Annotated in this window: 22 protein-coding genes; 12 read left to right on the top strand and 10 right to left on the bottom strand. The window is 68.6% G+C overall.

Annotated features, from left to right (window positions below; translation table 11 throughout):
- Positions 1-86: 86 nt before the first annotated feature.
- The 4 genes from GPA22_RS09130 to GPA22_RS09115 all read right to left on the bottom strand — a co-directional run bounded on the left by GPA22_RS09130 (position 87) and on the right by GPA22_RS09115 (position 5,965).
- Positions 87-1,754, bottom strand: coding sequence for a hypothetical protein (locus tag GPA22_RS09130; protein ID WP_169255782.1), 1,668 nt, complete (start codon positions 1,752-1,754; stop codon positions 87-89).
- 67 nt (positions 1,755-1,821) lie between these two features.
- Positions 1,822-3,699 carry a potassium transporter Kup gene (locus GPA22_RS09125; RefSeq protein ID WP_169255781.1) on the bottom strand — a complete coding sequence of 626 codons (1,878 nt, stop codon included), beginning with the start codon at positions 3,697-3,699 and terminating at the stop codon, positions 1,822-1,824.
- A 35-nt stretch (positions 3,700-3,734) separates the two neighbouring features.
- Positions 3,735-4,424, bottom strand: a complete 690-nt coding sequence (gene kdpE / locus GPA22_RS09120) for a two-component system response regulator KdpE (protein ID WP_169255780.1) — start codon at positions 4,422-4,424, stop codon at positions 3,735-3,737.
- The gene (locus tag GPA22_RS09115) at positions 4,421-5,965 is read right to left on the bottom strand and encodes a DUF4118 domain-containing protein (protein WP_169255779.1); all 1,545 of its coding nucleotides are present in this window, start codon (positions 5,963-5,965) and stop codon (positions 4,421-4,423) included. Before GPA22_RS09115 ends, kdpE begins: the two co-directional genes overlap by 4 nt.
- A 158-nt stretch (positions 5,966-6,123) precedes the next feature.
- Here GPA22_RS09115 and GPA22_RS09110 point away from each other — a divergent pair, with 158 nt between their 5' ends.
- Positions 6,124-6,600 (top strand): VOC family protein, encoded by a 477-nt coding sequence (locus GPA22_RS09110; RefSeq protein WP_169255778.1) that lies wholly within the window; start codon positions 6,124-6,126, stop codon positions 6,598-6,600.
- A gap of 34 nt (positions 6,601-6,634) precedes the next feature.
- On the opposite strand, the gene ypfJ is transcribed toward GPA22_RS09110, so the two are convergent.
- Entirely contained in the window at positions 6,635-7,516 is an 882-nt protein-coding gene (ypfJ, locus tag GPA22_RS09105) for a KPN_02809 family neutral zinc metallopeptidase (RefSeq protein ID WP_169255777.1), read from the bottom strand.
- A gap of 125 nt (positions 7,517-7,641) precedes the next feature.
- Positions 7,642-8,499, bottom strand: a complete 858-nt coding sequence (locus GPA22_RS09100) for an iron-containing redox enzyme family protein (RefSeq protein ID WP_169255776.1) — start codon at positions 8,497-8,499, stop codon at positions 7,642-7,644.
- A 28-nt stretch (positions 8,500-8,527) separates the two neighbouring features.
- On the opposite strand from GPA22_RS09100, the gene GPA22_RS09095 reads away from it, so the two are divergent.
- The 5 genes from GPA22_RS09095 to GPA22_RS09075 all read left to right on the top strand — a co-directional run bounded on the left by GPA22_RS09095 (position 8,528) and on the right by GPA22_RS09075 (position 15,586).
- Complete coding sequence (locus GPA22_RS09095) at positions 8,528-10,624, top strand: PAS domain S-box protein (RefSeq protein WP_169255775.1); 2,097 nt, start codon at positions 8,528-8,530, stop codon at positions 10,622-10,624.
- A gap of 98 nt (positions 10,625-10,722) precedes the next feature.
- On the top strand, positions 10,723-11,367 hold the full coding sequence (locus tag GPA22_RS09090) for a response regulator (protein ID WP_169255774.1): 645 nt from the start codon (positions 10,723-10,725) through the stop codon (positions 11,365-11,367).
- 227 nt (positions 11,368-11,594) lie between these two features.
- The gene (locus GPA22_RS09085) at positions 11,595-13,844 is read left to right on the top strand and encodes a multicopper oxidase domain-containing protein (protein WP_169255773.1); all 2,250 of its coding nucleotides are present in this window, start codon (positions 11,595-11,597) and stop codon (positions 13,842-13,844) included.
- Positions 13,845-13,922: 78 nt separating this feature from the next.
- A complete protein-coding gene (locus tag GPA22_RS09080; protein ID WP_169255772.1) occupies positions 13,923-14,930 on the top strand; it encodes an SCO family protein in 1,008 nt (335 codons plus the stop codon).
- 2 nt (positions 14,931-14,932) lie between these two features.
- The gene (locus GPA22_RS09075; RefSeq protein ID WP_169255771.1) at positions 14,933-15,586 is read left to right on the top strand and encodes a response regulator transcription factor; all 654 of its coding nucleotides are present in this window, start codon (positions 14,933-14,935) and stop codon (positions 15,584-15,586) included.
- A gap of 10 nt (positions 15,587-15,596) precedes the next feature.
- On the opposite strand, the gene GPA22_RS09070 is transcribed toward GPA22_RS09075, so the two are convergent.
- From GPA22_RS09070 to GPA22_RS09060, 3 genes are all read right to left on the bottom strand, one after another.
- Positions 15,597-16,757, bottom strand: coding sequence for a S1C family serine protease (locus GPA22_RS09070; RefSeq protein ID WP_425483958.1), 1,161 nt, complete (start codon positions 16,755-16,757; stop codon positions 15,597-15,599).
- A gap of 40 nt (positions 16,758-16,797) precedes the next feature.
- Positions 16,798-16,956 carry a hypothetical protein gene (locus GPA22_RS09065; RefSeq protein ID WP_169255770.1) on the bottom strand — a complete coding sequence of 53 codons (159 nt, stop codon included), beginning with the start codon at positions 16,954-16,956 and terminating at the stop codon, positions 16,798-16,800.
- Between the two features lie 80 nt (positions 16,957-17,036).
- Complete coding sequence (locus GPA22_RS09060) at positions 17,037-17,846, bottom strand: M48 family metallopeptidase (protein ID WP_169255769.1); 810 nt, start codon at positions 17,844-17,846, stop codon at positions 17,037-17,039.
- Between the two features lie 171 nt (positions 17,847-18,017).
- On the opposite strand from GPA22_RS09060, the gene GPA22_RS09055 reads away from it, so the two are divergent.
- Positions 18,018-18,413, top strand: a complete 396-nt coding sequence (locus GPA22_RS09055) for a VOC family protein (RefSeq protein ID WP_169255768.1) — start codon at positions 18,018-18,020, stop codon at positions 18,411-18,413.
- Here GPA22_RS09055 and GPA22_RS22925 read toward each other — a convergent pair.
- Positions 18,407-18,901 carry a glycine zipper 2TM domain-containing protein gene (locus GPA22_RS22925; protein WP_169255767.1) on the bottom strand — a complete coding sequence of 165 codons (495 nt, stop codon included), beginning with the start codon at positions 18,899-18,901 and terminating at the stop codon, positions 18,407-18,409. The genes GPA22_RS09055 and GPA22_RS22925 overlap by 7 nt on opposite strands.
- 473 nt (positions 18,902-19,374) lie before the next feature.
- On the opposite strand from GPA22_RS22925, the gene nifA reads away from it, so the two are divergent.
- The 5 genes from nifA (at position 19,375) to GPA22_RS09025 (ending at position 24,359) form a co-directional block, all read left to right on the top strand.
- Positions 19,375-21,012, top strand: a complete 1,638-nt coding sequence (nifA, locus tag GPA22_RS09045; RefSeq protein WP_169255766.1) for a nif-specific transcriptional activator NifA — start codon at positions 19,375-19,377, stop codon at positions 21,010-21,012.
- A gap of 363 nt (positions 21,013-21,375) precedes the next feature.
- Positions 21,376-22,929, top strand: a complete 1,554-nt coding sequence (nifB, locus tag GPA22_RS09040; RefSeq protein WP_169255765.1) for a nitrogenase cofactor biosynthesis protein NifB — start codon at positions 21,376-21,378, stop codon at positions 22,927-22,929.
- Between the two features lie 42 nt (positions 22,930-22,971).
- Positions 22,972-23,193 carry a 4Fe-4S binding protein gene (locus tag GPA22_RS09035; protein WP_169255764.1) on the top strand — a complete coding sequence of 74 codons (222 nt, stop codon included), beginning with the start codon at positions 22,972-22,974 and terminating at the stop codon, positions 23,191-23,193.
- 10 nt (positions 23,194-23,203) lie between these two features.
- Positions 23,204-23,578, top strand: coding sequence for a HesB/IscA family protein (locus tag GPA22_RS09030; protein WP_169255763.1), 375 nt, complete (start codon positions 23,204-23,206; stop codon positions 23,576-23,578).
- Positions 23,579-23,588: 10 nt separating this feature from the next.
- Positions 23,589-24,359 (top strand): 4Fe4S-binding leucine-rich repeat protein, encoded by a 771-nt coding sequence (locus GPA22_RS09025; RefSeq protein ID WP_169255762.1) that lies wholly within the window; start codon positions 23,589-23,591, stop codon positions 24,357-24,359.
- Positions 24,360-24,373 lie beyond the last annotated feature (14 nt).

Below are 24,373 nucleotides of genomic sequence, written 5' to 3'. Positions count from 1 at the left end.
TCACGAAACGCTTGGGCCGGCACGACGCGGACGCGTCGCGCGCAGATTGTAACGGCCAATCGCATCGATCGGCGCAATCCGCGCGATCACCCTCCCCGCCGCCACACGGCTGCAAGCGCCCTGGCCTTGTTCCACACCGACAGGCGCTCGTCCGAGAGCGCGTCGAGGAAATCCGACAGGCGCTTGGATTTCGCCATCGTGTAGAGGGTGAGCACCGCCGTCGTGCCGCCGACGACGGCGAACATCGCGAGCCGCTGCGTCAGCGGCGCCTCGGCCTCGGCCAGCAGGTTCATGCCGAGGAAGCCGGTGGTGATCGAACCGATCAGGCCGAACACCGTCACGACGGTCAGGCGCACGACGGTGTTGGCCTGGCGCCGCAGGCTGTCGGCGGCGAGGTAGTCGTCCATGTCGGCGATGCGTTCCTTCACTTCCGCGTACAGCGGATCGAGTTCCAGGTGCGCGGCGGTCATGCGGAACAGCGTGCGCGCCTGCGCCTGTTCGGCGATCTCGTGAAACCAGTAGCGGTGCGTGAAGCGCAGGAAGCCTTCGAAACAGGCGCGGATGGTGCGCTTGAAGCGGCGCACGCTGGCCGGGTCGCTGACCTCGAGGCGCTTGAGCGCTTCGACGAGGCGGTCGGAGAACATCAGCAGCGCGGCCTTCTGGAAATGCGCGATCAGGAAGAGCAGGAAGTGCTGGTGCCCGAACTGCGCGCGCACGCCGAATTCGGGGCTGGTGAAATAGGCCGAGTGCGCGTCGCCGACGACGACCAGCGCATGGCCGCTGCACAGGTAGCGCGTGTGCGGCGCGGCGCCATTGACCGACCAGAAACGGTCGTAGCAGAAGCGCTCCTCGAAGTCCGCGAGGTGGGCAGCCGCGTAGGGCGGGGAGTCGGGCATCGCATCCGGGGCGGTGTCGGTCTGCGGCGGGCGGGCACCGGTCACCAGTCCCAGGCGGATGAAGTCGTTGCGGGAGAGCGCCGCCGGGTCGTCGAGCGCGAGGTAGGCCATCAGCGGCATGCGGTAGTACTCGATCTGGCGGTAGCGCAGCGCCCCCTCGCGCTCGGAACGGTCGCTCACCAGCGGTTCGAGCAGGAAAGCCCAGTGCGCGGCGATGCGCGGAGCACGGTGCTCGCGCACATGGGCGAGGTAGGGCTCGCGCTGCTCGACGTCGCTGCACGCGAGCACGCGGCCGTCCGCGGCGAGCCACTCGAACGCGGCGAGGCTGTGCAGGGCGCGCCCGCCCTCCTCCCAGCCGGAGGGATAGGCGCGGCCGCAGCGGTACATCAGCTCCTGCGCGAGCGAGAGCGGCAGGTTTTCCGCGCGCACCGCGACTTTCAGCAGCACGACGTCGACATCGAAGAAGAAATGCAGCCGGACCTGATTGACGACCAGCGTCACCGGCGCGTCGCCTTCGCGCACCGCGACGCGCGCGGCGGCGATGTCGCGGCGCTCGAAGATGCGCATCGGCGAATCCTCGTAGCCGCCTTCGGCCGACTTTGCCGACACGCCGTCGCCGTACAGGAAGCGCTGCACGTAGGGCAGGAAGGTGACGAATTCGTGGTAGTGGCGCTCGCTGAAGTGGTCGCGCTCGCGCCCGCACTCGCGCCACGCCGAGCGGTCGCCCGCTTCCTGCAGCAGCCACCACGGGCGCTGGCGGACGCCGGAGGCGTCGGAAACCGGCAGCAGCCGCAGCGGCCACAGCAGCACCTGGTTGAAATGGCGTACGACGGGTTCTTGTGCCTGTCTGTCGGTCACGCGCGGCCTCCCCGGGAACCGGTATGACGCAGTCTAATCGCATCCACCGGACCTTGCGACCCGCCGCCTACAGCATCACCTGCGTTCCCAGTTCGACGACCTGGTTCGCCGGCAGGCGGAAGTAGGTCGCCGCGCCCTCGGCCTGGCGGGTCATCCACGAGAACAGCGCGCAGCGCCAGCGCGGCAACGCGCCGGGGCCGTCGACGATTACCGAGCGGGCGACGAAATAGGTCGTCAGCATCGGCTCCAGCACCAGTCCGAAGCGGCCGACGCCTTCCAGCGCCCCGGGCAGGTCGGGCTCCTCGCGGAAGCCGAAATGCACGTCGAGCTGGTAGATGTCCGGCGCGAGCGGCGTCAGGTGCAGCCGGTCGGCGTCGGCGACGTAGGGGATTTCCTCGTTGATCACGTGCAGGAACACCGTCTGTTCGTGCATGACCTTGTAGTGCTTGAGGTTGTGGAACAGCGCGCTCGGCACGACGCTCGTGTCGGAGGTCAGGTACACGGCGGTGCCGGCGACGCGCGGCACTTCGGGATGGGGGCCGCGGACGAAGCCGTCCATCGGCACGTCGATCTTGCGCCGCTGCCTGGCCACGAGCGCGCTGCCGTCCTTCCAGGTCGTGAGCGCGATGAAGATGAAGGCACCCAGCACCATCGGGAACCAGCCGCCGGCGGCGATCTTGGTGAGATTGGACCCGAAGAAGGCGCATTCCAGCAGCGCGAAGAGGCCCAGTCCGGCCAGCATGGGCAGGCGGAAGCGCCCGTGGACGGACAGGGTGACGAAGACCGTGAGCACGGTGGTGATGATCATCGTGCCGGACACGGCGATGCCGTACGCGGCAGCGAGCGCGTTCGAGGAGCGGAATTCGAGGACCAGCAGCACCACCGACACCAGCATCAGCCAGTTGACGCTGGGAATGTAGATCTGCCCGCGCTCGCGGTCGGAGGTGTGCAGGATGCGCACACGCGGCAGGTAGCCGAGGCGCGAGGCCTGCAGCGTCATCGAATAGGCGCCCGAGATCGTCGCCTGCGATGCGATCACCGTCGCCGCCGTCGCGAGGCCGATGAGCGGGAACACGAACCAGTCCGGCGCGAGCAGGTAGAACGGGTTCTCGACCGCGGACGGGTCGCGCAGCACCAGCGCCCCCTGCCCGAAGTAGTTGATCAAGAGCGCCGGGCACACGAGGCCGTACCACGCGATGCGCACCGCCTTGGCGCCGAAGTGGCCCATGTCCGCGTACAGCGCCTCGCCCCCGGTCAGCGCCAGGAACACGGCCGACAGCAGCAGGAAGGCCGCGCGCGGATGCTCCGTCGCGAAGGCGAGCGCATGCACGGGATTGAGCGCGGCAAGCACCTGCGGTGTCTGCACGATCGAATGCAGGCCCAGCACCGCCAGCGCGGCGAACCAGATCAGCGTGATGGGGCCGAACAGCGCGCCGACGCGGCTGGTGCCGTGCTTCTGGATCAGGAACAGGCTCACGAGGATGCCGATCGTGATCGGCTCGACCAGGCGCTCGAACTGCGGCGCGGCGACCGCGAGGCCTTCGACTGCGGAGAGCACCGAGATCGCCGGCGTGATGATCGCATCGCCGTAGAACAGCGCCGCGGCAAAGACGCCGGCCGCAATCACCAGCGCCGCGAGCCGCGGCGCCTTCGCGGCGCGGCGATGCGCCAGCGCGGTCAGCGCGAGCACCCCGCCCTCACCGTCGTTGTCGAATTTCAGCACGATCCAGACGTACTTGAGCGAGATGATCAGCATCATCGCCCAGAAGAAGGCCGACAGCGTCGCCAGCACGCTGGCTTCACTCACCGCCAGCGCGTGCGAGCCGTGGAAGGCCTCCTTGAACGCGTACAGCGGGCTGGTGCCGATGTCGCCATACACGACGCCGAGCGCGGCGAGCGCGAGCCCGCCGAGGCTGCTGCGCGAGTGATCCTGTGTAGTTGACATGTCGTGTTCCTCGAGTGGTGCGAGCCGGCCGGCAGCTACAGCTGGAAGCGGTAGCCGACGCCGATTTCGGTGCGCAGGTGCGCCGGTTGCGTGGGGTCGGCCTCGAGCTTCTGGCGCAGATGGCCGACGTAGATGCGCAGGTAGTGGGTGCTGTCGACGTAGGCCGCGCCCCACACTTCGCGCAGCAGCTGCCGGTGCGTCATGACCTTGCCGGCATTGGCGAGCAGCACGACCAGCAGGCGGTATTCGAGCGCGGTGAGATGCACCGCCTCGCCACGACGCGTGACCGTGCGGCGCGCGAGATCGACCTCGACCTCGCCGAAGCGGACCTGCGCCGCGCCGGCATCGCCGCCCTCGGCGCGGCGCAGCAGCGCGCGCACGCGCGCGAGCAGCTCCCCGACCGAGAAGGGCTTCGTCAGGTAGTCGTCGGCGCCCGCGTCGAGCGCGGTGATCTTGTTCGCCTCGTCGGAGCGCGCCGACAGGATCAGCACCGGCATGCGCGACCAGTCGCGCACCGCGCGCACGAAGTCGGTGCCGTCGCCGTCGGGCAGGCCCAGGTCGAGGACGACGAATTCGGGCCGCCGCGCCACCGCGTCGTCGAGCGCCTGCTGCAGCGTGGCGGCCTCGAAGACGCGGTAGCCGGCGCGCTCCAGGGTCTGGCGGATGAAGCGGCGGATCTCCTGCTCGTCCTCGACCACGAGGATGCCGGTCTGATGCTCGCTCATGAACCTGCTCCCGCCGGGTCCGCAAGCTCCGGCTCGATGCGCGGCGGCTCGCCGCTGGACGGCAGCGTGAAGCGCACGCAGGCCCCGCCTTCGGGCGGATTCGACGCGGCGATGTGTCCGCCGTGTGCCTCGACGATCGCGCGACAGATCGCGAGGCCGAGCCCGGCGCCCGACGCCGGCGACTCCGGCACGCCGCGCTCGAACACGCGGAACACGCGCCCCAGGCTCCCCGACGGGAAGCCCGGGCCGCGGTCACGGACCTCGACGGCGAGGCCGCCGTCGTCGGGACGCACCTCCACGGTGACCGCTGCGCCGGGCGGCGAATATTTGGCCGCGTTCTCGATCAGGTTGCAGAACACGCGCTCCATCAGCACCGCATCGAGCGCGATCAGGGAAAGCTCGCGGGCGACGCCGACCTTGACGGGATGCTCGCGCAGCGCGTCGCCGAGCAGCCGGATGCTGGCGCCGATCACCTCGTCGATGGCGTGCCAGTCCCTGCGCAGGCGCACCTGTCCGGCCTGCAGGCGGGCCATGTCGAGGAGGTTCTCGACCATCTGGTGCAGGCGGCCCGCCTGATCGCGGATCGCGCCGGCCGCCTCGCGCTCCGCGTCGCCGAGATGGTCACCGGCGAGCGCCAGCGCATCGGCCTGGCCGAACAGCACCGTCAGCGGCGTGCGGATATCGTGCGAGATCGACGACAGGATCGATCCGCGCAGGCGCTCGGCCGCCATCTCCAGCTGGCTCGCCTGCGCGACCTCGACGAAGTGCAGGCGTTCGAGCGCGATCGCGGTCAGCGACGCGACGCCCTCGAGCATGGGACGCAGGACGGGAACCCCGGGATCGTCCTCGCGGGCACGCACGAACAGGACCCCGCGGCGACGCGTCGCGCCGTTGAGCGGCAGGTACAGGTCGAGACCGTTCGGCCCGGACACGCAGTTCGACGGATCGCCGCTCCCGGCGCGGAACACCGCCTCGAGCACGAGCGATTCGTCCAGCCCGAGCGGATGTCCCGCCTCGGGAAATTCGCCGAGCCGCTCCCCCTCGTCGGGCAGGAAAAAGCGCGCTTCGCCACCGGCCTGTTCGCGCACGAAGGCGCCGACCTGCCGGACGACCTGGGCGACGCTCATCGCCCCGGCCAGGGCCTGCGCGAGCGCGTAAAGGGCATGCGCGCGCTGCTCGCGCTCCAGCGCCTCCTGCATGCTCGCCTGCAGGCGCGTCGTCAGATGGCTGATCAGCAAGGACACGACGAGCATCACCGCGAAGCTCACGAGGTACTGCACGTCGCTCACGAGAAAGGACAGCCGTGGCGGAACGTAAAAGAAGTCGAAGGCCGCGACGCTGACGAAACTGGCGAGGATGGCCGGCGCGCGCCCCAGGATCGCCGCGATGAAGACGACCGTGAGCAGCATCAGCATGGCGATGTTCGCGAGGTCCAGCACGTCGCGCAGCGGCAGGCCGACCATGACGGTGAGGCCGCAGGCGAGAAGCGCGAGCAGATGACGGGCTCCACGGGAGAGCTGTTCCGGATTGTCGATTTTCATTGTTGCCCCGGATGCTTTGCGGCGGCGGCCGTTACGAGGCTCGCCGCGGATGGCTGGAATGGATTCTGGTGCCGCGGAGATAAAAAAGGTGCAAACGGGTGCGCGCACCGCCATAATTATGAATTCTTAATCCAAACGCACCCACGGAGAGCACTTCCATGACGCAGCGCCCGTTCAAGATCCTCGGCATCCAGCAGATCGCCATCGGCGGCCCGAGCAAGGACAAGCTCAAGACCCTGTGGGTGGACATGCTCGGCCTGGAGGTGACCGGCAACTTCGTGAGCGAGCGCGAGAACGTCGACGAGGACATCTGCGCGATGGGCAAGGGCCCGCTCAAGGTCGAGGTCGACCTGATGCAGCCGCTCGACGCGGAGAAGAAGCCCGCCGTGCATGCGACGCCGCTGAACCACGTCGGCCTGTGGGTGGATGACCTGCCGAAGGCGGTCGAATGGCTCTCCGCCAACGGCGTGCGCTTCGCCCCCGGCGGCATCCGCCGCGGCGCCGCCGGCTACGACATCACCTTCCTGCACCCGAAGGGCAACGAGGAGTTCCCGATCGGCGGCGAAGGCGTGCTGGTCGAGCTGGTGCAGGCCCCGGCGGAAGTCGTCGAGGCCTTCGCGAAACTCGCGGGCTGATCCCCCGCCCCTCGTTGCTCCGCGCGGCGAAGCCTCAGAGCTTCGCCGTGTTGAAGGTGTCGCAGGACTTCAGCGCGCCCTTCTCCAGCCCGATGCGGAACCAGCGCACGCGCTGCGCGGAGCTGCCGTGCGTGAAGCTGTCGGGTACCACGCGCCCCTGCGACTGCTCCTGCAGGCGGTCGTCGCCGATCGCGGTGGCGGCGCCGAGCGCTTCCTCGACGTCGCCTGCTTCCAGCACGTGCCGCGCGCGGTCGGCGTGGTGCGCCCACACCCCGGCGAGGCAGTCGGCCTGCAGTTCGAGCCGCACCGACAGCTGGTTGCCCTGGCGCTCCGACACGCGTTCGCGCGCCCGCTGCACCTTCTCCGAGATCCCCAGCAGGTTCTGCACGTGGTGCCCGACCTCGTGCGCGATCACATAAGCCTGCGCGAAGTCGCCGGGCGCGCGGAAACGGTCCTTCAGCTCGTTGAAGAAGGACAGGTCGAGATAGACCTTCTGGTCCGCAGGGCAGTAGAACGGCCCCATCGCCGCCTGCCCGACGCCGCAGCCGCTGCGCGTCGCGCCGGTGTACAGCACCATGCGCGGCTGGTCGTAGCGCCCGCCGGCCTCCTTGAAGAGGGCCCCCCAGGTGTCCTCGGTATCCGCCAGCACCATCGACGAGAAGCGCGCGAGCTCGTTCTCCGCGGCCGAACGCGGCGCCGCGCGGTGCGCCGCTTCGGCCGGCGGCCGTTGCTGCGTGACGCCCGCGGTGTCGAGCACGACGCGCGGGTCGATGCCGAAATACATCGCCACCAGCGCGATGACGATCGTGCCGACGCCGATGCTGCGTCCTCCGCCAAAGCCGCCGAAACCGCCCCCTCCCCCTTCATCGCGGCGGTCCTCGATGTTGTCGCTCTCGCGCCCGTTGCGGAACAGCATGTGACTCCCTCGTCGTTGGATGGCCGGTAACGCTTGCCATTATGGCCCGGCGCTTGCGTCGCACCCGTAGCGGCGCGTAACGGGACCCGGCGTTGGCGAGGCCGGCGGTGAGCACTCCGGCTGGCTCAGGGACTGCCTTTCGCCTCGGCAAACTCGTGCGCGCAGGCCACGCTGCCGGCGAAGAACCAATCCACGCAGCGCTGGATGTCGGCGTCAACGGCGGCTTCGTCGAGCGGCTCTGCCGTGACCCGTTTGAACGACAGCGCCAGCGCATACGAGATGGCCTCGTGCGTCGTCGGGTCCTGGCGGGCCACCGGGTGGGCGGCAAACCACAGCATGCCGTCGGCACCCATGGCCTCGACGAAGCGGGGGGCGCGGGAGAGGAATTGCGACGCCTCCGCGGCGACGATCTCGACGGCGACGAAGTAGAGGAGCCGGCGGCCCATATTCCGCTCGGCGGCCATCCGGTCCGCCAGCTGCCGGATCTCGGGAAGGACCGGCCACGCGTGGAGTTGCCCTTCCGAGAGGCCGGCTTGCCGCGCCGAGGCGATCCACAGCTCGCGGTGGCCCCGCTCGTCCGCTTCCATGCCCCTGAGCTTCCCCGCGACGCGGCGAGCGGCCCGCGTCAGGAAGCGTTGCAGGCGCTCGTCCGCCTCCAGCGCCGGCACAGCCGTATAGGTTTCCCGGATGATGCCGGGAAAGACGTCCACAAAGTGCCAGAAACCGCCGAACAGGGCGCGTGCGTAGCGCAGATCGCCCGAACGCTCGGCGGCGCATCCCTGCATGAGTGGCGAGGCCGCGATCTTGCGGCGGGCTTCGGCCGCGGTGCGCTCCAGCCAGTCCGGCGCCTGGGGCGGCAGTTTGAATTTGCCCACTGGAACCATTTTTCCCCCGAGACGTCTTTTCTCGAAGAATGCGGTCAGCGCACGCTCATCGAATTCGCTTCCTGTCGCCGCCGCCCGTTGCCCCCTATAGTGAATCATACTTCTCTTGTGGATCGGTTCCCAGCGTATGCGGTTCGGCCGCTCCATTCTCTCGTACCTCCATCTCCTCGTTGCCGTGACGGCCTTGCCGTTTCTTGGCGTGGTGGGCTACGGGTACTACGTGGAACTGGAGGGGGAGTCCGCCCACGCCAAGGCGGCGGCGCGCGGCCTGGCGGAACTGGCGGCGGCCAACGCGGGAGAGTTCATCGCCCGCGGGCGGAGCTACCTCGCGACCCTGGCGGGCAGTTCCGCGTTCGCCCTTCTCGATGAGGAGGCCTGTCGCCGCGGACCGGGCGCCGACTTCCACGCCCTCCACCCCGAATTCGCCAGCCTCATGCTGGTCGATGCCCAGGGCAGCGTCGTCTGCACCACCGCCAGCGAGCATCCGCCCGCCGTGTCGATGGCCGAGCAACCCTGGTTCCGCCGGCTCCTGAACGGCGATGCGTTTGCCATTGGCGAGCCGATGGTCAGCCCGCTCACCGGCTGCTGGGTGGTCCTTTTCGCCACCGCCATCCACAACGACGACGGTCGCCTGCGGGGAAGCATCGCGGTGGCCATGGACCTGGTGCGTTATCAGCTGATCTCGCCCCGCGTAGGCGTGCCACAGGGCACGGCGGTGACCATCCTGGATGGCGACGGGACGATCCTTGCCAGGTCCCCGCAAGGCGACAAATGGGTGGGCAGGAACGTCCGCGAGAGCGAGATGGCAGAGCACGCATTGGCGCGCAAGGAGGGCGAGCAGGAGTACGCCGACGTGGACGGCATCACCCGCCTCTGCGGGTTCACCCCGGTCACCGGAACGGGCTGGGTCGTGGCGGCCGGCATTCCCACCGAAGTGGCCTTCGCCACCGTCCGCAGGCACGCCATCCATGGCGGGATCGTTCTCGTGCTGGTGATCGCCGTGGCCACCGGGCTGGCCCTGTTCATCGCCCGCATCGTCGCCCGCCCGGTGCGCCGGGTCGCCGACGCCGCCCGCGCCCTGCCGGACGACCAGCTGGAGTCGCGCCTGACCCCGGAGGGGCCGCGGGAGATGGACGAGGTCGCCGAGAAGTTCAACCGCGTGCTGGCCGTGCGGGCCCGCGAGGCGCTGGCGCTCGACGAGAGTCAGCAGCGGCTGCAGGCCCTGTTCGACAACATCCGGGACGGCATCCTCCTGGTGGATGGCAACGCCGCCCACGTGGACGCCAACCCCGCCCTGTGCGCCATGCTGGGCTACTCGCGCGAGGAGATGCTGCACATGGCCCTGTGGGACGACGTGCCACCGGAACTGCACGGCGAATTGGGCGAAATGTGGCGCCGCTTCCTCGTCACAGGGACGCTGGAAGGGGAGTTCAAGTGCCGGCGCAAGGACGGAACCCTGGTGGACGTCGAGTACCGGGCCGTGGCCAACTTCATGCCGGACCTGCACCTGTGCTCCGTGCGCGAGATCACCAAACGCCGGCAGGCCGAAGAAAAGCTCACCCGCTACACGGAACACCTGAAGCTGCTCTCCCGCCGCCTGGTGGAAGTCCAGGAGGACGAGCGTCGCCACCTCGCCGCGGAGCTGCACGATCGCACCGGACAGAACCTGACGGCGATCAACCTGCATCTGAGCATGATCCGGGAAAAGGTGCCGCCCGGCGACACCGCCGTTCGTGCCCGGGTGGACGACGCGATGGCCCTCGTCGGGTCGACCGTGGAGGCGGTGCGCGACGTGATGGCCGACCTGCGCCCGCCGGTACTGGAAGACTACGGGCTCTTCGCCGCGCTGCGCTGGTACGCCGACGTGTTCTCGCGGCGTGCCGGCATCGCCGTCACGGTGACCGGCAGCGAGCCGTCGCCCCGCCTGCCCCGGGCAGCGGAAACGGCCCTGTTCCGGGTTGCCCAGGAGGCCTTGAACAACGTCGCGAAGCACGCCCGGGCGTCGGGGGTGAATGTATCGCTGGAGGATGGCCCCACCGTGGCGCGACTCCTCATCAGCGACGACGGGGTCGGCTTCGATCTGGATGGCGAACGCCCCCTGGGAGCCGGCTGGGGCATCGTTTCGATGGAAGAGCGGATCGAGGCGGTGGGGGGCGTGCTGCGCATCGAATCGGTTGCCGGGCAAGGCACGCGGATCGTCGTCGAGACCCCCCATCCGCCGTGATGACAGGGGCCCGCGGCAGGCGGACGCTTTCACATGGACAATGTCCGCACGCCGCCCTATAGCTATATGGATAGGGAGTACTCCGCTGGCGCCCAACAATGACAATCAAGGTTCTGCTCGCCGATGACCACGCCGTCGTGCGCGACGGACTGAGCCTGGTGCTGCAGTCGCAGACGGACATGCAGGTGGTCGGCGTGGCCGCCGACGGCCGCGAAGCACTCCATCAGGCGGTGCAGCACGAACCGGACGTGGTGGTGATGGATATCGCCATGCCGGTGCTCAACGGCATCGAAGCAACGGAGCAGATCCGCGACCGCTGCGCCGACACGGAAGTGGTGATCCTGTCCGTGCATTCCAGCGCCGAGCACGTCTTTCGCGCCTTGCGCGCCGGGGCGCTGGGCTACGTGCTGAAGGAATCGGCGGGGGCGGAAGTGATCGACGCCGTGCGCGCCGTGCATGCCGGCAAGCGCTATCTGGGCACCAAGATATCCGACACGCTCATCGAGGACTACATCCGCCAGCGCCACACGGTGAGTCCGCTGGAGGACCTCAGCCCCCGCGAGCGCCAGATTCTCCAGCTGGTGGTGGAAGGGCGGACCAGCGCTGAAGTGGCGGAGATCCTCGCGATCTCGCCCAAGAGCGTGGATACCTACCGCAGCCGGATGATGCAGAAACTCGGGATCGGCGACCTGCCGTCCCTCGTCAAGTTTGCCATCCAGCACGGGCTGACTTCCCTCGAGTGATGCGGCTGCAGCGGTGCCGACGGCAGCCGTCGGCCGGCCACGCATGGGCGACACCCCCCAATTACAGGTGCATTTCACCCAACAATGGGGGCATTTCCCCCGGTCATGGGTGAAGTTCCCCAAAGCATGTGTCAGGAATTCCCCGCGCAGATCATCCAGCTTTCCCCACATACGCGTTGTGCCCCTCTGCCTAGGGTTAACTTACCCAATCGTGACGGAGGCGCACCGTGTACCTGCCATCGAATATCTCCGGGCCGAGGCTGCAGGAGGCTGAGAACGCGCGTCGCAATCGGCTGGAGCTGGCCCAGGCCTGTGCCCGCGGCCAAGTGACGCGGCGGGACTTCCTCAAATGGGGCCTCATCACCGCCGGCGGCGTACTGGTGCCCATCCAGGGCTTGAGCCCCTTCGCCGGGAGCGCGTTTGCGGCCGGCGGGAGCAACATTCCGACCGGCTTGCCGCCGAGTCCGCTCTTCGGGGTGCGGCCGTTTACGCAACCGATGCCGCGCTTCGACGTACTGCCGCGCAAGGCGTACAAGTTCGGCACCGGCGTCATGGACCCGCTGCCCGCGTTTCCCGGCGCCCCCGGTCCCGATCCGACCCGGGAAGCCAACACCACGTCGCAGCCCGTGGCGCCCGAGCTGGGCGGCGGCCTCGGCCCCGTCGAGGGCCGGCCGCCGGGTCCGATCTGGGCGCACCAGCGCTGGGACGAGTTCACGCCCGAAGTGGTCGTGGAGGTCACGCAGGAGGGCGCCAAGCCAAACATGGCTTACCACCCCGGCGTCTCGCCGCAGCTCAATTCCGGGATCGACCCGGCGGTCGCGTTTCACCCGCGCTTCCATCCCGACCTGCCGGACCAGGGGCCCTTGGCGCTGTGGACCTTCAACGGCAGCCTGCCGCCCAAGCTGCTGATGGGGCGTTACCACGAGTCGATCCTGATGCGGCACCACAACCGGCTGCCGGCGGATCCCGCCCAAAATGGCGGCTTCGGCCGTCACACCATCAGCACCCACGAGCATAACGGCCACCACGGGGCGGAAAACGACGGCTTCACCGGCGCCTTCTTCTTCCCCGGCCAGTTCTACGACTACCACTACCCGATCTGTCACGGCGGCTACTACAGCATCAACCTGGAAGGCTCGGACCCGCGCTGCGGCAGCCCGAGCGACGGCGGCGGCATCTACAAGCTCGCCGGCGACTACCGCGAGACCATGAGCACGCACTGGTTCCACGACCACATGTTCAGCTTCACGTCGCAGAACGTGTACAAGGGCAACGCCGGGATGTTCAACATCTACAGCAGCCTCGACCGCGGCGCGGAGGACATCGACGACGGGGTCAACCTGCGCCTGCCCAGCGGGCGGGCCAGCGACAGCGGAAAGACCTGGGGCAATCTCGACTACGACGTGAACCTCATGCTGGCGGACAAGGCCTGGGATGCCGACGGGCAGCTGGCGATGGACATCTTCGACTTCGACGGCTTCCTCGGCGACGTGATGACCGTCAATCTGGTGTACCGGCCCTATTTCGAGGTGGAACGGCGCAAGTACCGCTTCCGCATCCTCAATGCCGCGGTCTCCCGCTTCTTCAAGATCGCCCTCAGCGACGGATCGCCGATGATCCAGATCGCCAACGACGGCAACCTGCTGCCTACTCCGGTGGAACTGCGCGCACTCGACGAGCAGGGGATTGCCGAACGCTACGACATCGTCATCGATTTTTCCCGCTATCGTCCGGGCGACAAGGTCTGGATGGTCAATCTCACGGAGCACGAGAACGGCAAGAAACCGAGCCGCGACCTCTCGATCCGGGAGGCCGTGGCGGGCAAATCCCCCGATCCCTGCGTCGGCAAGTTCCTGGAGTTCCGGATCGTGCGCGATCCGCCCAAACCCGACGTGAGCCGGGTCCCGTCCAGGCTGATTCCGAACCCGGACCTGTCGCAAAAGCCCGTCGCCGCATACCGGACCTTCGAGTTCGGACGCGGCGCCGCGCAGACCACCGACGATCCGGTTTCGAGCTTCTTCGGCCCCTGGGGCGTCAAGACCGATGGCGGGCAGATGCTCGCCGCCGACTTCGGCCGCGTCTCGGCCGCGCCCAGGTTCGACACCTGCGAAATCTGGACCCTGGTCAACGGCGGCGGCGGCTGGGACCACCCCATCCACATCCACTTCGAGGAGGGGCAGGTGCTCGCCCGCGACGGCAGCCCGAGCAAGGTGCCGCCCTGGGAGCGCGGGCGCAAGGACGTGTATCGGCTGCGGCCGGGAGGCAGCGTGACCATCAAGATGCAGTTCCGCGACTTCGGCGGCATGTTCATGGAGCACTGTCACAACACCGTCCACGAGGACAACGCGATGCTGCTGCGCTGGGAAATCGATGGCTCCGGCAGTGCCTCGCTGCAACCGCTGCCCACCCCGATCCCGACCCCCCAGGGGGTGACCTTCGTGGATCCCACCGACGTACTGCCGACGGCGTTCAAGTAAGGAGGATCACAGACGATGCGGAGGCATTGCCACGAATCCCGGGGCCGCACCTTCGGCATCCGGCTGACGAGGACCGCGATGGCGGCGCTGCTCGCGGCGGCGTCGCCCGCGTGGGGCCACGACGGTACGGACCATGGAGCAACGGCCCCGGCCGGCGAGGCCCGTCAGGTCGACGCCGGCACCGACGGCCGCGCATCGGGCGCAGTCCCCTCGCCGCGAGGGACACGCTGGGGCGCCGGCTATTTCCCCAACGTGCCGCTGGTCACCCAGGACGGCCGCAACGTCCGCTTCTACGACGACTTGCTCAAGGGCAAGGCCGTCGCGATCAACCTGATCTACACCCACTGCGAAGACAGTTGCCCGCTGGAGACCGCACGCCTGGCGCAGGTCCAGCAAATCCTCGGCGAGCGGGCGGGGCGGGACATCCACTTCTACTCCATCAGCATCGATCCGGAACGGGATACGCCGGCGGTGCTCAAGGCCTACGCCGAGAAGTTCCAGGCCGGCCGCGGCTGGCTGTTCCTCACCGGCCGGATGGACGACATCGCGCGCATCGCCCGCAAGATGGGCCTCTCTTCCCTCACCGACAGCGCCGACCGGGACGGACATCTGCCCAGCCTCATGGTCGGCACCGCCGACGGCCAATGGATGCGCCTCTCCGCGATGGACAACCCGCGCTTCCTCGCCACCAAGATCGAGACCTTCGTCGGTGGCTGGAAGGACCGCCCCGCGGCGCCCGACAAGAGCTACGCGGCGGTAAAGCCCATCCGGGACTTCGATGCCGGCGGTTACCTCTTCCGCACCCGCTGCGCCGCCTGCCACACCATCGGTCGCGGCGACGCCGTGGGGCCGGACCTGCAGGGCGTCACCGAGCGCCGCGAGCGGGCGTGGCTGCACCGCTTCATCAAGACCCCCGACGCCGTGCTGGCGGACAAGGATCCCGTCGCCCTGGAGCTGTTCCGCAAGTACAAGGAGGTGCGCATGCCCAACCTGCGTCTCGGGGACGGCGACGTGGACGCCCTGATCCGCTACATCGAGGCGCAAACCGTCCCCGGCAGGGACAGGAGCGCGCCGAAGGAGGGTTAGGCATGGCCATCCAGGTGCTGCTCACCGACGACCACCCTGCCGTGCGCGAAGGCCTCGCGCTGCTCCTCCAGTCCCATCCGGACATCCGCGTGGTCGGCATGGCCGCGGACGGCGGCGAGGCCGTGGAGCGGACGCTGCAGCACGAGCCCGATGTCGTGGTCATGGACATCACCATGGCGGTGCTCAACGGGATCGAGGCGACCGAGCAGATTCGCGACCGCTGCCCGGGCACGCGGGTCGTCATCCTGTCCGTGCATGCGGACGCCGAACACGTCTTTCGCGCCTTGCGCGCCGGGGCGCTGGGCTACGTGCGCAAGGAGACGGCAGGCAGGGAAATCATCGACGCGGTGCGCGCCGTATACACCGGACAGCGTTATCTCGGGGCGACGATCGCCGACACGGTGGTCGAAGATTATGTCCGCCAGCGGCATGCCGCGAATCCGCTGGAAAGCCTGAGTGCCGCAGAGCGGCAGGTGCTGAGGCTGCTCCTGGAGGGCCACACGAGCGCGGAAGTGGCGGAAATCCTTGCGCTCCCGCCTGACAGCGTGGCTGCCTGCCGCAGCCGCATGATGCAAAAGCTGGGGCTGTGGGATCCCGCCGTCCCGGCGAGGCTCGCCCTCGACGGCGAGCCAAGGTCCCGCGATCGCCTTCTCTGAGGGGCCGAGCTCAGGTCCCCGGCTGCAGCGTCACGGAAAGGGTTTGCTCCTTGCCTTCCCGCAGCACCCCGAGCGTCACGGTGTCTCCCACGCGACGGTCGTCCAGGCGGGCGGCCAGCTTCGCGACGGAATCGACCGGCTTGCCATCCACCGACACGATGATGTCGCCCGGATACAGGCTGCCGTTGCGGTCCCGGCGGATGCCCTTCAGGCCGGCCTGGTCCGCCGCCGAACCGGGGGCCACGCGCAGCACGACGACGCCCTCGACCTCGAGTTCCTCGCGCAAGCGCTCGTTCACGCCCTCGTCGATGTCGATGCCGAGCACCGGACGCACGTACCGGCCATTCTTGATGAGCTGCGGCACGACGCGCATCACCGTATCGACGGGAACGGCGAAGCCGATGCCCGCCGAGGCCCCCGACGGGCTGTAGATCGCGGTGTTGATGCCGATCAGCCGGCCGTTCGAATCCAGCAGCGGCCCGCCCGAATTGCCGGGGTTGATCGCCGCATCGGTCTGGATCAGGTGCTCGATGGTCGTGTCGCCGCCCTCGCCCGGCAGCGAGCGGTCGAGCGCCGAGACGATGCCGGTCGTGAGCGTCCAGTCGAGGCCGAAGGGGTTGCCGATCGCGAACACCTTCTGCCCCACCTTGAGGTCGCCGCTCGTGCCGATCGGCACCGGCGGCGGCCGCTTGAAGCCCACCCCGATGCGCAACACGGCGATGTCGTGCGCCGGGCTCGCGCCCACCAGCGCGGCCTGGTAGTCGCGCCCGTCCGCGAGCTTCACGGTCGCCTGCGAGGCGCCCTGGATCACGTGGAAGTTCGTCACCACGTGACCCGCGTCGTCCCAGATGAAACCCGAACCCGTGCCGCGCGGGACCTGCATCACGTTGCGCGTCCAGGCGTCGCGGACGAGCTGCGCGGTGCTGATGAACACGACCGAATTGCGCGTATGCTCGAACAGTTCGATCGTCGATTTCTCGTCCGCAGCGAGATCGCCGCGCGGCGTGACCGTGCGCTCGGCAACCTGCGTCGGGCTGAACCAGTCCTCGAACGCCGGCAGCATCCGCCACAGCGCCATCAGCGCGGCGAGGGACAGCGTCACGACGAACACGCGCCACAGGAAACGGTCGCGCGGCGGCATGGAAGACGGGTAGCGGCGGTCGGGCGTCACGATCCGGCCGCACCGGCGGGAGATTGCATGGCCGCCCCGGTCAGCAATTGCCCTTCTTCGCCTGTCCCGGCGGGCAGAAACCGCCGCCGCGCGGGCCGCCCGAACCGGCCGGATCGACCACCACCGAACCTGCCGGCGTATACACGGCACATGCGCCGACGAGCGACGCCACTGCGATCAGGGCAAGGAACAGCTTCATGAGTTCTCCATAATTTTCAGCGAACAGATAATCATAGCGCAGCGCCGGCCCGCCTCAGCACCGGACGCGTTGCCGCGGCCTCAGTCGGCTGCACGCGCCGCGAGCGCGCGCGCCGCCACGATACGCTCGGCGCTGTCCGGATGCGAATCGAGGAAGCCGAAGCGCGCCGATTGCCCGGTGCCCGCGAGCTTTTCGAAAAATCGCACCGCTCCTTCCGGGTCGTAGCCCGCACGCCGCATGTAGACGATGCCGGTCTCGTCCGCCGCGCGCTCGTCGTCACGGCTGTACCCCTTCTCGGCGACCGTGGTCGCCATTTCGGCAAGGATGGGCGTCAGCGGAAAGGCCACCGCCGTCAGCAACACGCTCGCGAGCGCCACCATCCCGCCGGTTTCGTTCCGGCGCGAACGCTGCTGCTCGGCGTGTCGCAGGTTCAGGTGCGCGAGTTCGTGCCCGATCAGCGCCGCCCAGGCGGCCTCGTCCGCCCCCAGCAGCTCGACCATCCCGGCGTTGATGCCGACCACACCCCCGTCGCGGATGCGCATCGCAAAGGCGTTGGCGCTGGGGTCGTCGACGAGCAGGTACTGCGGCCGGACGCCGGGCGTGGCCGCCACCACACGCTGCGCGGCCGCCCAGGCAGCGCGCACGGCCGCCCCGTCGAACCAGCGCACGCCACCCGGCACCTGCACGCCGACCCGCCGGCCGTCCAGCGCGCCGAGCTCGGCCAGCGGCCACGCCGCCGCGTGGCCAGCGTGCCGCGGAGCCCCATGCCGATCGCCCCCCTTCTCCTGCGGCGGGTGCCCCGCCGGCACGGGCTGCGTCGCGCAACCGCCCGCCAGCGCCAGCAGCGCTGCGAGTGCACAGCCTCGCCCCAGGGCGGCAATGGTCATCATCGGGAAAGCCGGCACGCTGCAGGGAACATCCTTTCAGCATACAGGCGATCCCGCCAGCCGAACAGCCGCGAAAACCCATGCTTCCGACATGACGCGATGCCGCGGCGCGAGCGCCCGATCGTTCCCGCCGCAGCGCGGTCAAATAAAACGTACCGGACCGGAGCCACTCACGTGCACGCGCAACTCAACCACACCATCGTCTGGTGCCGCGACAAGCGGAAATCGTCAGCCTTCCTCGTCGATCTCCTGGGCCTGGCGCCGCCCGTGCCATTCGGACCGATGCTGGTCGTCCAGCTCGACAACGGCGTGTCCCTCGACTTCTACGACCAGCCCGGCGACATTTCCTCGCAGCATTACGCCTTCCTGATCGGCGAGGACGACTTCGACGCGGCCTTCGCCCGCATCCGCGAGCGGGGGCTGACGTATTGGGCCGATCCGGGCAGGACCCGCCCGGGCGAAAGCTACCGCTTCAACGGCGGCCGCGGGGTCTATTTCGACGATCCCGACGGCCACCTGCTGGAGCTCATGACGCGCCCGTATTTCGACGGCGCGGCGGTCGATCAGTAGGGATACTCGTCGGCCACGCGGCCGCCCAGCACGCCCCCCAGCACCGCCCCGACCGCGGTGGCGGCGACGCGCCCGCTGCCCCGGCCGATCTGGTTGCCGATCACACCGCCGGCGACGGCCCCCACCACCTGGCCCAGCGCACGGTTGCCGTCGTTGCGGCGATAGTCGGTCGGGCGTTCTTCATAGTAGCGGTCGTCGTAGCGACCGTCATAGCCGCGGGCGGAACGCGGTTGCTCGTAGTAGCGCACCTCCGGCTCCTGGTAATAGACGGGGCGATCGCGATACACGATGCGCTCGCGATACTCGACCCGGCGCGGTTCGCGATAGACCACCACCGGCTCCTCATAGACGATCTGGCGCTTGACGATCGGACGGTAGGAGCGCTCGTAGCGAACGCCGCCCTCCTCGTCGCAGTCGTCGTGATAGGCGAACGCATTCGCACTGAACACTGCGGACATCACCAGCGCCGGAATCCAGAACCTTTTCATTTTTCGCTCCTGACGGAATTCTCATGGAGCGGTGTGCCCCATGAGCCCTTAACGTCGGAGCCGAAATAAGGTCACACGGCCGAGTGTTCCGAGTTGTAAGCGTGAAGCGCAAGCGCCCGCTGTCCGCTCGCCGGCAAGCGAAGCCCCTGCCGACGCCAGCCGGCTGACGATCCGCGCTGTCGCGAACCTGACATCCTGTCGCGATTGTCGGGTTTGTATGTTGCGACGCAGCACGCGCAAATCGGAGCCTGACGCGCACACGTCCCGCGTCGGGCACGGGCGGCGCGACATTCGTGACATACGGCACAGAGCTTGCGTCTAGAAAGCCGTCCACTCGCAGCCGACCCGATCGTCCGCCAGGCCCGCGCAGCGCCGCTATTTGCACGATGCATACGGACGGCGGCACGCGGCCCGTCGGAACGGAACATGCCGACGGCGTTCCCGATGTCCATCTTTTCCCGTAGGAGGGGCCGATGAGCAAGACGCCGGTCCGTAACGAGCATCTCCAGCTGGTGACGATCTATGAGATCAGCAAGATCCTGGGCGAGCCCCTGGAGCTGCCGAAGATGCTGCGCAAGATCCTCAACGTCTTCGCGATCTATTTCGAAACGCGCCAGGGCACGATCAGCCTGGTGCACGAATCGGGCGAACTGCACCTCGTCGGTGCAAGCGGGATGTCGGGCGACGAGTTCCGCAAGTGCCGCGAATGCGTCGGCGACGGCCTGCCCGGCCGGATCTTCCACACCGGCATGCCGGTCGTGATCGCGGACATCACGAAGGAGCCCCAGTTCCAGCACTGCCACGGCTGCACCGGCGAACTCGAAAGCCAAGGCCGGCGCGTCGCCTACATCGGCGTGCCGATCAAGACCGGGCGCGAGGTGGTCGGGGTGATGGGCATCGAGCGCGTGATCTTCGATGCTTCGCATCGCTTCGACGAGGACGTGAATCTGCTCAAGATGGTCGCGAACCTGATCGGCCAGGCGGTGCGCCTGCATCGCGAGGCGGGCGTGAGCGAGGCGGCCCCCCAGGGCAGCGATCCGCACGTCGTCGCGGTGCCGCGCCGGCGCGAGCGCTACAGCCTGGAGAACGTCGTCGGCAACTCGTCGTCGATGCAGAAGGTGTTCGCCGAGGTGCACCAGTCGGCGCCGTCGCGCTCGACGATCCTGCTGCGCGGCGAGAGCGGCACCGGCAAGGAGGTCATCGCGCGCTCGATCCACTTCCTGAGCCCGCGCCGCGACGGCCCCTTCATCAAGGTCAATTGCGCGGCGCTGTCCGAGACGCTGCTCGAATCCGAACTCTTCGGCCACGAGAAGGGCGCCTTCACCGGCGCGCAGTTCGAGCGCAAGGGGCGCTTCGAGCTCGCCAACGGCGGCACGCTCTTCCTCGACGAGATCGGCGAGATCTCGCTCGCCTTCCAGGCGAAGCTGCTGCGCGTGCTGCAGGAGCGCGAGTTCGAGCGCGTCGGCGGCAACCGGCCGATCAAGGTCGACGTGCGCCTGATCACCGCGACCAACCGCGACCTCGAGCGCGCGGTCGCGAAAGGCGACTTCCGCTCCGACCTGTACTACCGCATCAACGTCGTCAGCATCTTCATGCCGCCGCTGCGCGAGCGGCGCGAGGACATCCCCTCGCTGGTGCAGCACTTCCTCACGCGCTACAACAGCGACAACGACCGCGAGCTCGACATCTCGCCGGAGGCGATGCACATCCTGAAGAACTGCTACTGGCCCGGCAACGTGCGCGAGCTGGAGAACTGCATCGAGCGCACCGCGACGATGACGCGCGGCGGCGTGATCCGGGAGACCAACATCCCCTGCCACTTCAACCGCTGCCTGACGCAGGTGCTGCATGCGCTGACCACCGGGGACAGCTGCGAACGGCCGGTGCACAGCGCGCTCGGCACGATCCCGGTCCGCAGCGCGCCGCTCGAACGCAAGGAGACGGCGCAGGCGCCGCAGCCCGCGCCGGATCTCTCGGAGCGCGACACGCTGCTGTGGGCGCTGGAGCAGGCGCGCGGCGTGCAGGCGAAGGCGGCGCGCCTGCTGAACCTGTCACCGCGGCAGTTCGGCTACGCCTTGCAGAAGCACGACGTCCGCGTGAAGAAGTTCTGACGCGCCGCCCCACGAGAGGGGCGGTCTTCGACGCGGCGCAGGCTTCCACCTGCGCCGTTTTGTTTGCGCAGGTCCGTAGGGCGGAAAAGCGCAGCGCCTTCCGCCGTATGCCAACGCCCATCGGGTACATGCGGCGGAAGGCGCCTTCGGCTTTTCCGCCCTACTCATCGCCATATTTATTCGCTGCATTGCAACAAACCTCGCCGGCGGCGTTGCGAATGTCCGGATTGTCGCATTCCACACAGGGCACAAAAACATCGTAAGCAGTTGATTTAACGCAACAACAAGCCATGGCACGGTTCTGGCGATAGGTGAATCGGAGGGACAGCGCTCCCGTCACCATTCACCGTGTCAGAGGTCTCCATGGAACCTACCGCCTACGTTGGTGTGCAAGAAATCAAGCCGCTGCAGCAGCTGCTCGACAAGGTCGCGGAACACAAGGGCTGCGGCACCTCCGGCGGCAGCGGCAAGTCGAGCTGCGGCTCCTCGGCCGGGCCCGCGGACATGTCGCCGGAAGTGTGGGAGAAGGTGAAGAACCATCCCTGCTACAGCGAGGAAGCCCACCATCACTACGCCCGCATGCACGTCGCGGTGGCGCCCGCGTGCAACATCCAGTGCAACTACTGCAACCGCAAGTACGACTGTGCGAACGAGTCGCGCCCCGGCGTCGTGAGCGAAAAGCTCACACCCGAGCAGGCGTCGAAGAAGGTGCTCGCGGTCGCGTCGGCGATCCCGCAGATGACGGTGCTGGGCATCGCGGGCCCCGGCGACCCCCTCGCGAACCCGGAGAAGACTTTCAAGACCTTCGAGTTGATCTCGAAGACCGCGCCGGACATCAAGCTGTGCCTGTCGACCAACGGCCTGACGCTGCCCGACCACGTCGAGACGATCAAGTCGTTCAACGTCGACCACGTGACGATCACGATCAACATGGTCGATCCCGAGGTGGGCCAGCACATCTACCCGTGGATCTACTACCGGAACAAGCGCTGGAAGGGCATCGACGCGGCGCGCATCCTCAGCGAGCGGCAACTGCTGGGGCTGGAGATGCTGACCGAGGCCGGCATCCTGTGCAAGGTCAATTCGGTGATGATCCCCGGCATCAACGACCAGCACCTGGTCGAGGTGAACCGCGCGGTGAAGTCGCGCGGCGCCTTCCTGCACAACATCATGCCGCTGATCTCGGCGCCCGAGCACGGCACCGTGTTCGGCCTCAACGGCCAGCGCGGCCCCTCGGCGCAGGAGCTGAAGGCGCTGCAGGACGCCTGCGAAGGCGAGATGAACATGATGCGCCACTGCCGCCAGTGCCGCGCCGACGCCGTCGGCCTGCTCGGCGAGGACCGCAGCGCCGAGTTCACGACCGAGAAGATCGACGCGATGGCGGTCGAGTACGACGCGACGACGCGCCAGGCTTACCAGGAGCTCGTCGAGGAGCAGCGCCAGGCGAAGGTCGCGGCGAAACAGGCGGAGCTCGCCGGGCTCGCCGGCGCGGAGAGCGACATCAAGCTGCTGATCGCGGTCGCGACCAAGGGCGAAGGCAAGGTGAACGAGCACTTCGGCCACGCGAGCGAGTTCCAGGTGTACGAGCTGTCGACCGCCGGCGCCAAGTTCGTCGGCCACCGCCGCGTCGATCTCTACTGCCAGGGCGGCTACGGCGAGGAGGACACGCTGCCGACGGTGATCCGCGCGATCAACGACTGCCACGCGGTCTTCGTCGCGAAGATCGGCGGCTGCCCGCGCGACGAGCTGAAGGCCGCGGGCATCGAGCCGGTGGATCGCTACGCCTACGAGTTCATCGAGCAGTCGGCGATCGCGTACTTCCGCGACTACCTCGCGCAGGTCGCCTCCGGCGAGATCGTCCATCAGCCCCGCGGCGACGCCGACATCCGCCAGGGCGCCTACATCGCCGCCGCGTGAGCCGCGCGGCGCATCCCACCGAGAAATCATCAGGAGAAAATCATGGCCTACAAGATCGTTTCCTCCCAATGCACGGGCTGTTCGGCCTGTGAGCCGGAGTGCCCCAACGTCGCGATCCGCGAGAAAAACGGCACCTTCGTCATCGATCCGGCGAAGTGCACCGAATGCCTCGGCCACTTCGACGAACCGCAGTGCGTCGCCGTCTGTCCGGTCGACGACACCTGCGTGATCGACAAGTCCTACCCCCGTTACCAGGCGGCCTGAGGAGAGCGACATGAACATCACGATCACGCCGGCCGCGGAGAAATTCATGCGCCGCATGGTGCGCTTCGGCGGCGGCGGGCCGGACGCCGGCTTCCGCCTGCAGGTGAGCGCCGGCGGCTGTTCGGGCTACGCCTCCGAGTTCGACGTCGCGGCGCCGCGCAGCGGCGACGCGACGCTGGACTGGAACGGCCTCAAGCTGATCCTGCCGGCCGAATCGCGCCTGCTGCTCGAAGGCGTGACGATCGATTTCGCCGACACGCCGACGAGCTCGGGCCTGACCTTCATCAACCCCAACGCGGCGAGCTGCGGCTGCAGCACCAGCGCGCCGGCCGGCCCGGCGGGGGTGACGACGGTGAGCATCGACTCGATCCGCCGCAAGGCCTGAAGGCGCGATCATGGCCCCCGCCCCCGACACCCCCTCCGACGGCATCCCGGCCGTGGACTGGCAGGGGCGGGCGCTCGACTGCACCGCCTGCCCGCAGCACGCGCTGCAGCAAGCGGGCCGCTGCCGGCTCGGCCAGGCCTGCGTCGCCGACCGCTACGCGAAGCGCATCGACCGCTTCTTCGCGTGGAACCCCGGCGTCGCCGACCAGTGCCTCGATCATCCCTACTTCGAGGTGCGCGCGGTCGCGGCGAAGCACGCCGACGTGTTCCGCCTGCCGGCGCTGATCGGCGACCCGGACGAGACGGTGCGCTGGAGCGTCGCGCAGCGCCTGCCGCAGGGCTTCCTGATGCGGCTGCGCGACGACCCCGACCGCGAGGTGCGCATCCGCGTCGCGGCGCGGCTCGACGCCTCCGAATTGAAGACGATGATCGACGACCCGGACTACTACGTCCGCAGCATCGTCGCGCGCCGCCTGCCGGTCGGCCTGCTGCCGCGCCTCGCGCATGACGCCGACCGCGAGGTGCGTGCCGCGGTCGCGCGGCGCAGCGACATCGCCGGCCTGCGCGCGATGGCGCATGACGCCGACGCGGCGGTGCGCCTCATCGTCGCGCAGCGCCTGCCGTCCGCCCAGCTGCCCTTGCTGATCGACGACGCCGACTGGCGCATCCGCTACGAAGTCGCGCAACGCATCGACCCCGCCCGGCTCGGCCCGCTGCTCGACGACGAGGACGCCGCGGTGCGCGAGGCCGCGCGCGGGCGCGCCGGGAACCGCGTCGCCTGAACCCGACTACAGGA

It is taken from the genome of Aromatoleum toluvorans (assembly GCF_012910905.1).
Taxonomy (GTDB): Bacteria; Pseudomonadota; Gammaproteobacteria; order Burkholderiales; family Rhodocyclaceae; genus Aromatoleum; species Aromatoleum toluvorans.
The sequence above is the reverse complement of the archived record's forward strand: the minus strand, read 5'-3'. Positions and strand labels throughout refer to the sequence as shown.

Bases quoted from the DNA above. Each gene is read 5' to 3' on its own strand.
- GPA22_RS09075 (WP_169255771.1), top strand. From the start codon at position 14,933: ATGGCCATCCAGGTGCTGCTCACCGACGACCACCCTGCCGTGCGCGAA.
- GPA22_RS09110 (WP_169255778.1), top strand. From the start codon at position 6,124: ATGACGCAGCGCCCGTTCAAGATCCTCGGCATCCAGCAGATCGCCATC.
- GPA22_RS22925 (WP_169255767.1), bottom strand. From the start codon at position 18,901: ATGAAAAGGTTCTGGATTCCGGCGCTGGTGATGTCCGCAGTGTTCAGT.
- GPA22_RS09025 (WP_169255762.1), top strand. From the start codon at position 23,589: ATGGCCCCCGCCCCCGACACCCCCTCCGACGGCATCCCGGCCGTGGAC.
- GPA22_RS09100 (WP_169255776.1), bottom strand. From the start codon at position 8,499: ATGATTCACTATAGGGGGCAACGGGCGGCGGCGACAGGAAGCGAATTC.
- ypfJ (WP_169255777.1), bottom strand. From the start codon at position 7,516: ATGCTGTTCCGCAACGGGCGCGAGAGCGACAACATCGAGGACCGCCGC.
- GPA22_RS09090 (WP_169255774.1), top strand. From the start codon at position 10,723: ATGACAATCAAGGTTCTGCTCGCCGATGACCACGCCGTCGTGCGCGAC.
- GPA22_RS09125 (WP_169255781.1), bottom strand. From the start codon at position 3,699: ATGTCAACTACACAGGATCACTCGCGCAGCAGCCTCGGCGGGCTCGCG.
- GPA22_RS09115 (WP_169255779.1), bottom strand. From the start codon at position 5,965: ATGAAAATCGACAATCCGGAACAGCTCTCCCGTGGAGCCCGTCATCTG.
- nifA (WP_169255766.1), top strand. From the start codon at position 19,375: ATGAGCAAGACGCCGGTCCGTAACGAGCATCTCCAGCTGGTGACGATC.
- GPA22_RS09095 (WP_169255775.1), top strand. From the start codon at position 8,528: ATGCGGTTCGGCCGCTCCATTCTCTCGTACCTCCATCTCCTCGTTGCC.
- GPA22_RS09080 (WP_169255772.1), top strand. From the start codon at position 13,923: ATGGCGGCGCTGCTCGCGGCGGCGTCGCCCGCGTGGGGCCACGACGGT.
- GPA22_RS09035 (WP_169255764.1), top strand. From the start codon at position 22,972: ATGGCCTACAAGATCGTTTCCTCCCAATGCACGGGCTGTTCGGCCTGT.
- nifB (WP_169255765.1), top strand. From the start codon at position 21,376: ATGGAACCTACCGCCTACGTTGGTGTGCAAGAAATCAAGCCGCTGCAG.
- kdpE (WP_169255780.1), bottom strand. From the start codon at position 4,424: ATGAGCGAGCATCAGACCGGCATCCTCGTGGTCGAGGACGAGCAGGAG.
- GPA22_RS09065 (WP_169255770.1), bottom strand. From the start codon at position 16,956: ATGAAGCTGTTCCTTGCCCTGATCGCAGTGGCGTCGCTCGTCGGCGCA.
- GPA22_RS09060 (WP_169255769.1), bottom strand. From the start codon at position 17,846: ATGATGACCATTGCCGCCCTGGGGCGAGGCTGTGCACTCGCAGCGCTG.
- GPA22_RS09030 (WP_169255763.1), top strand. From the start codon at position 23,204: ATGAACATCACGATCACGCCGGCCGCGGAGAAATTCATGCGCCGCATG.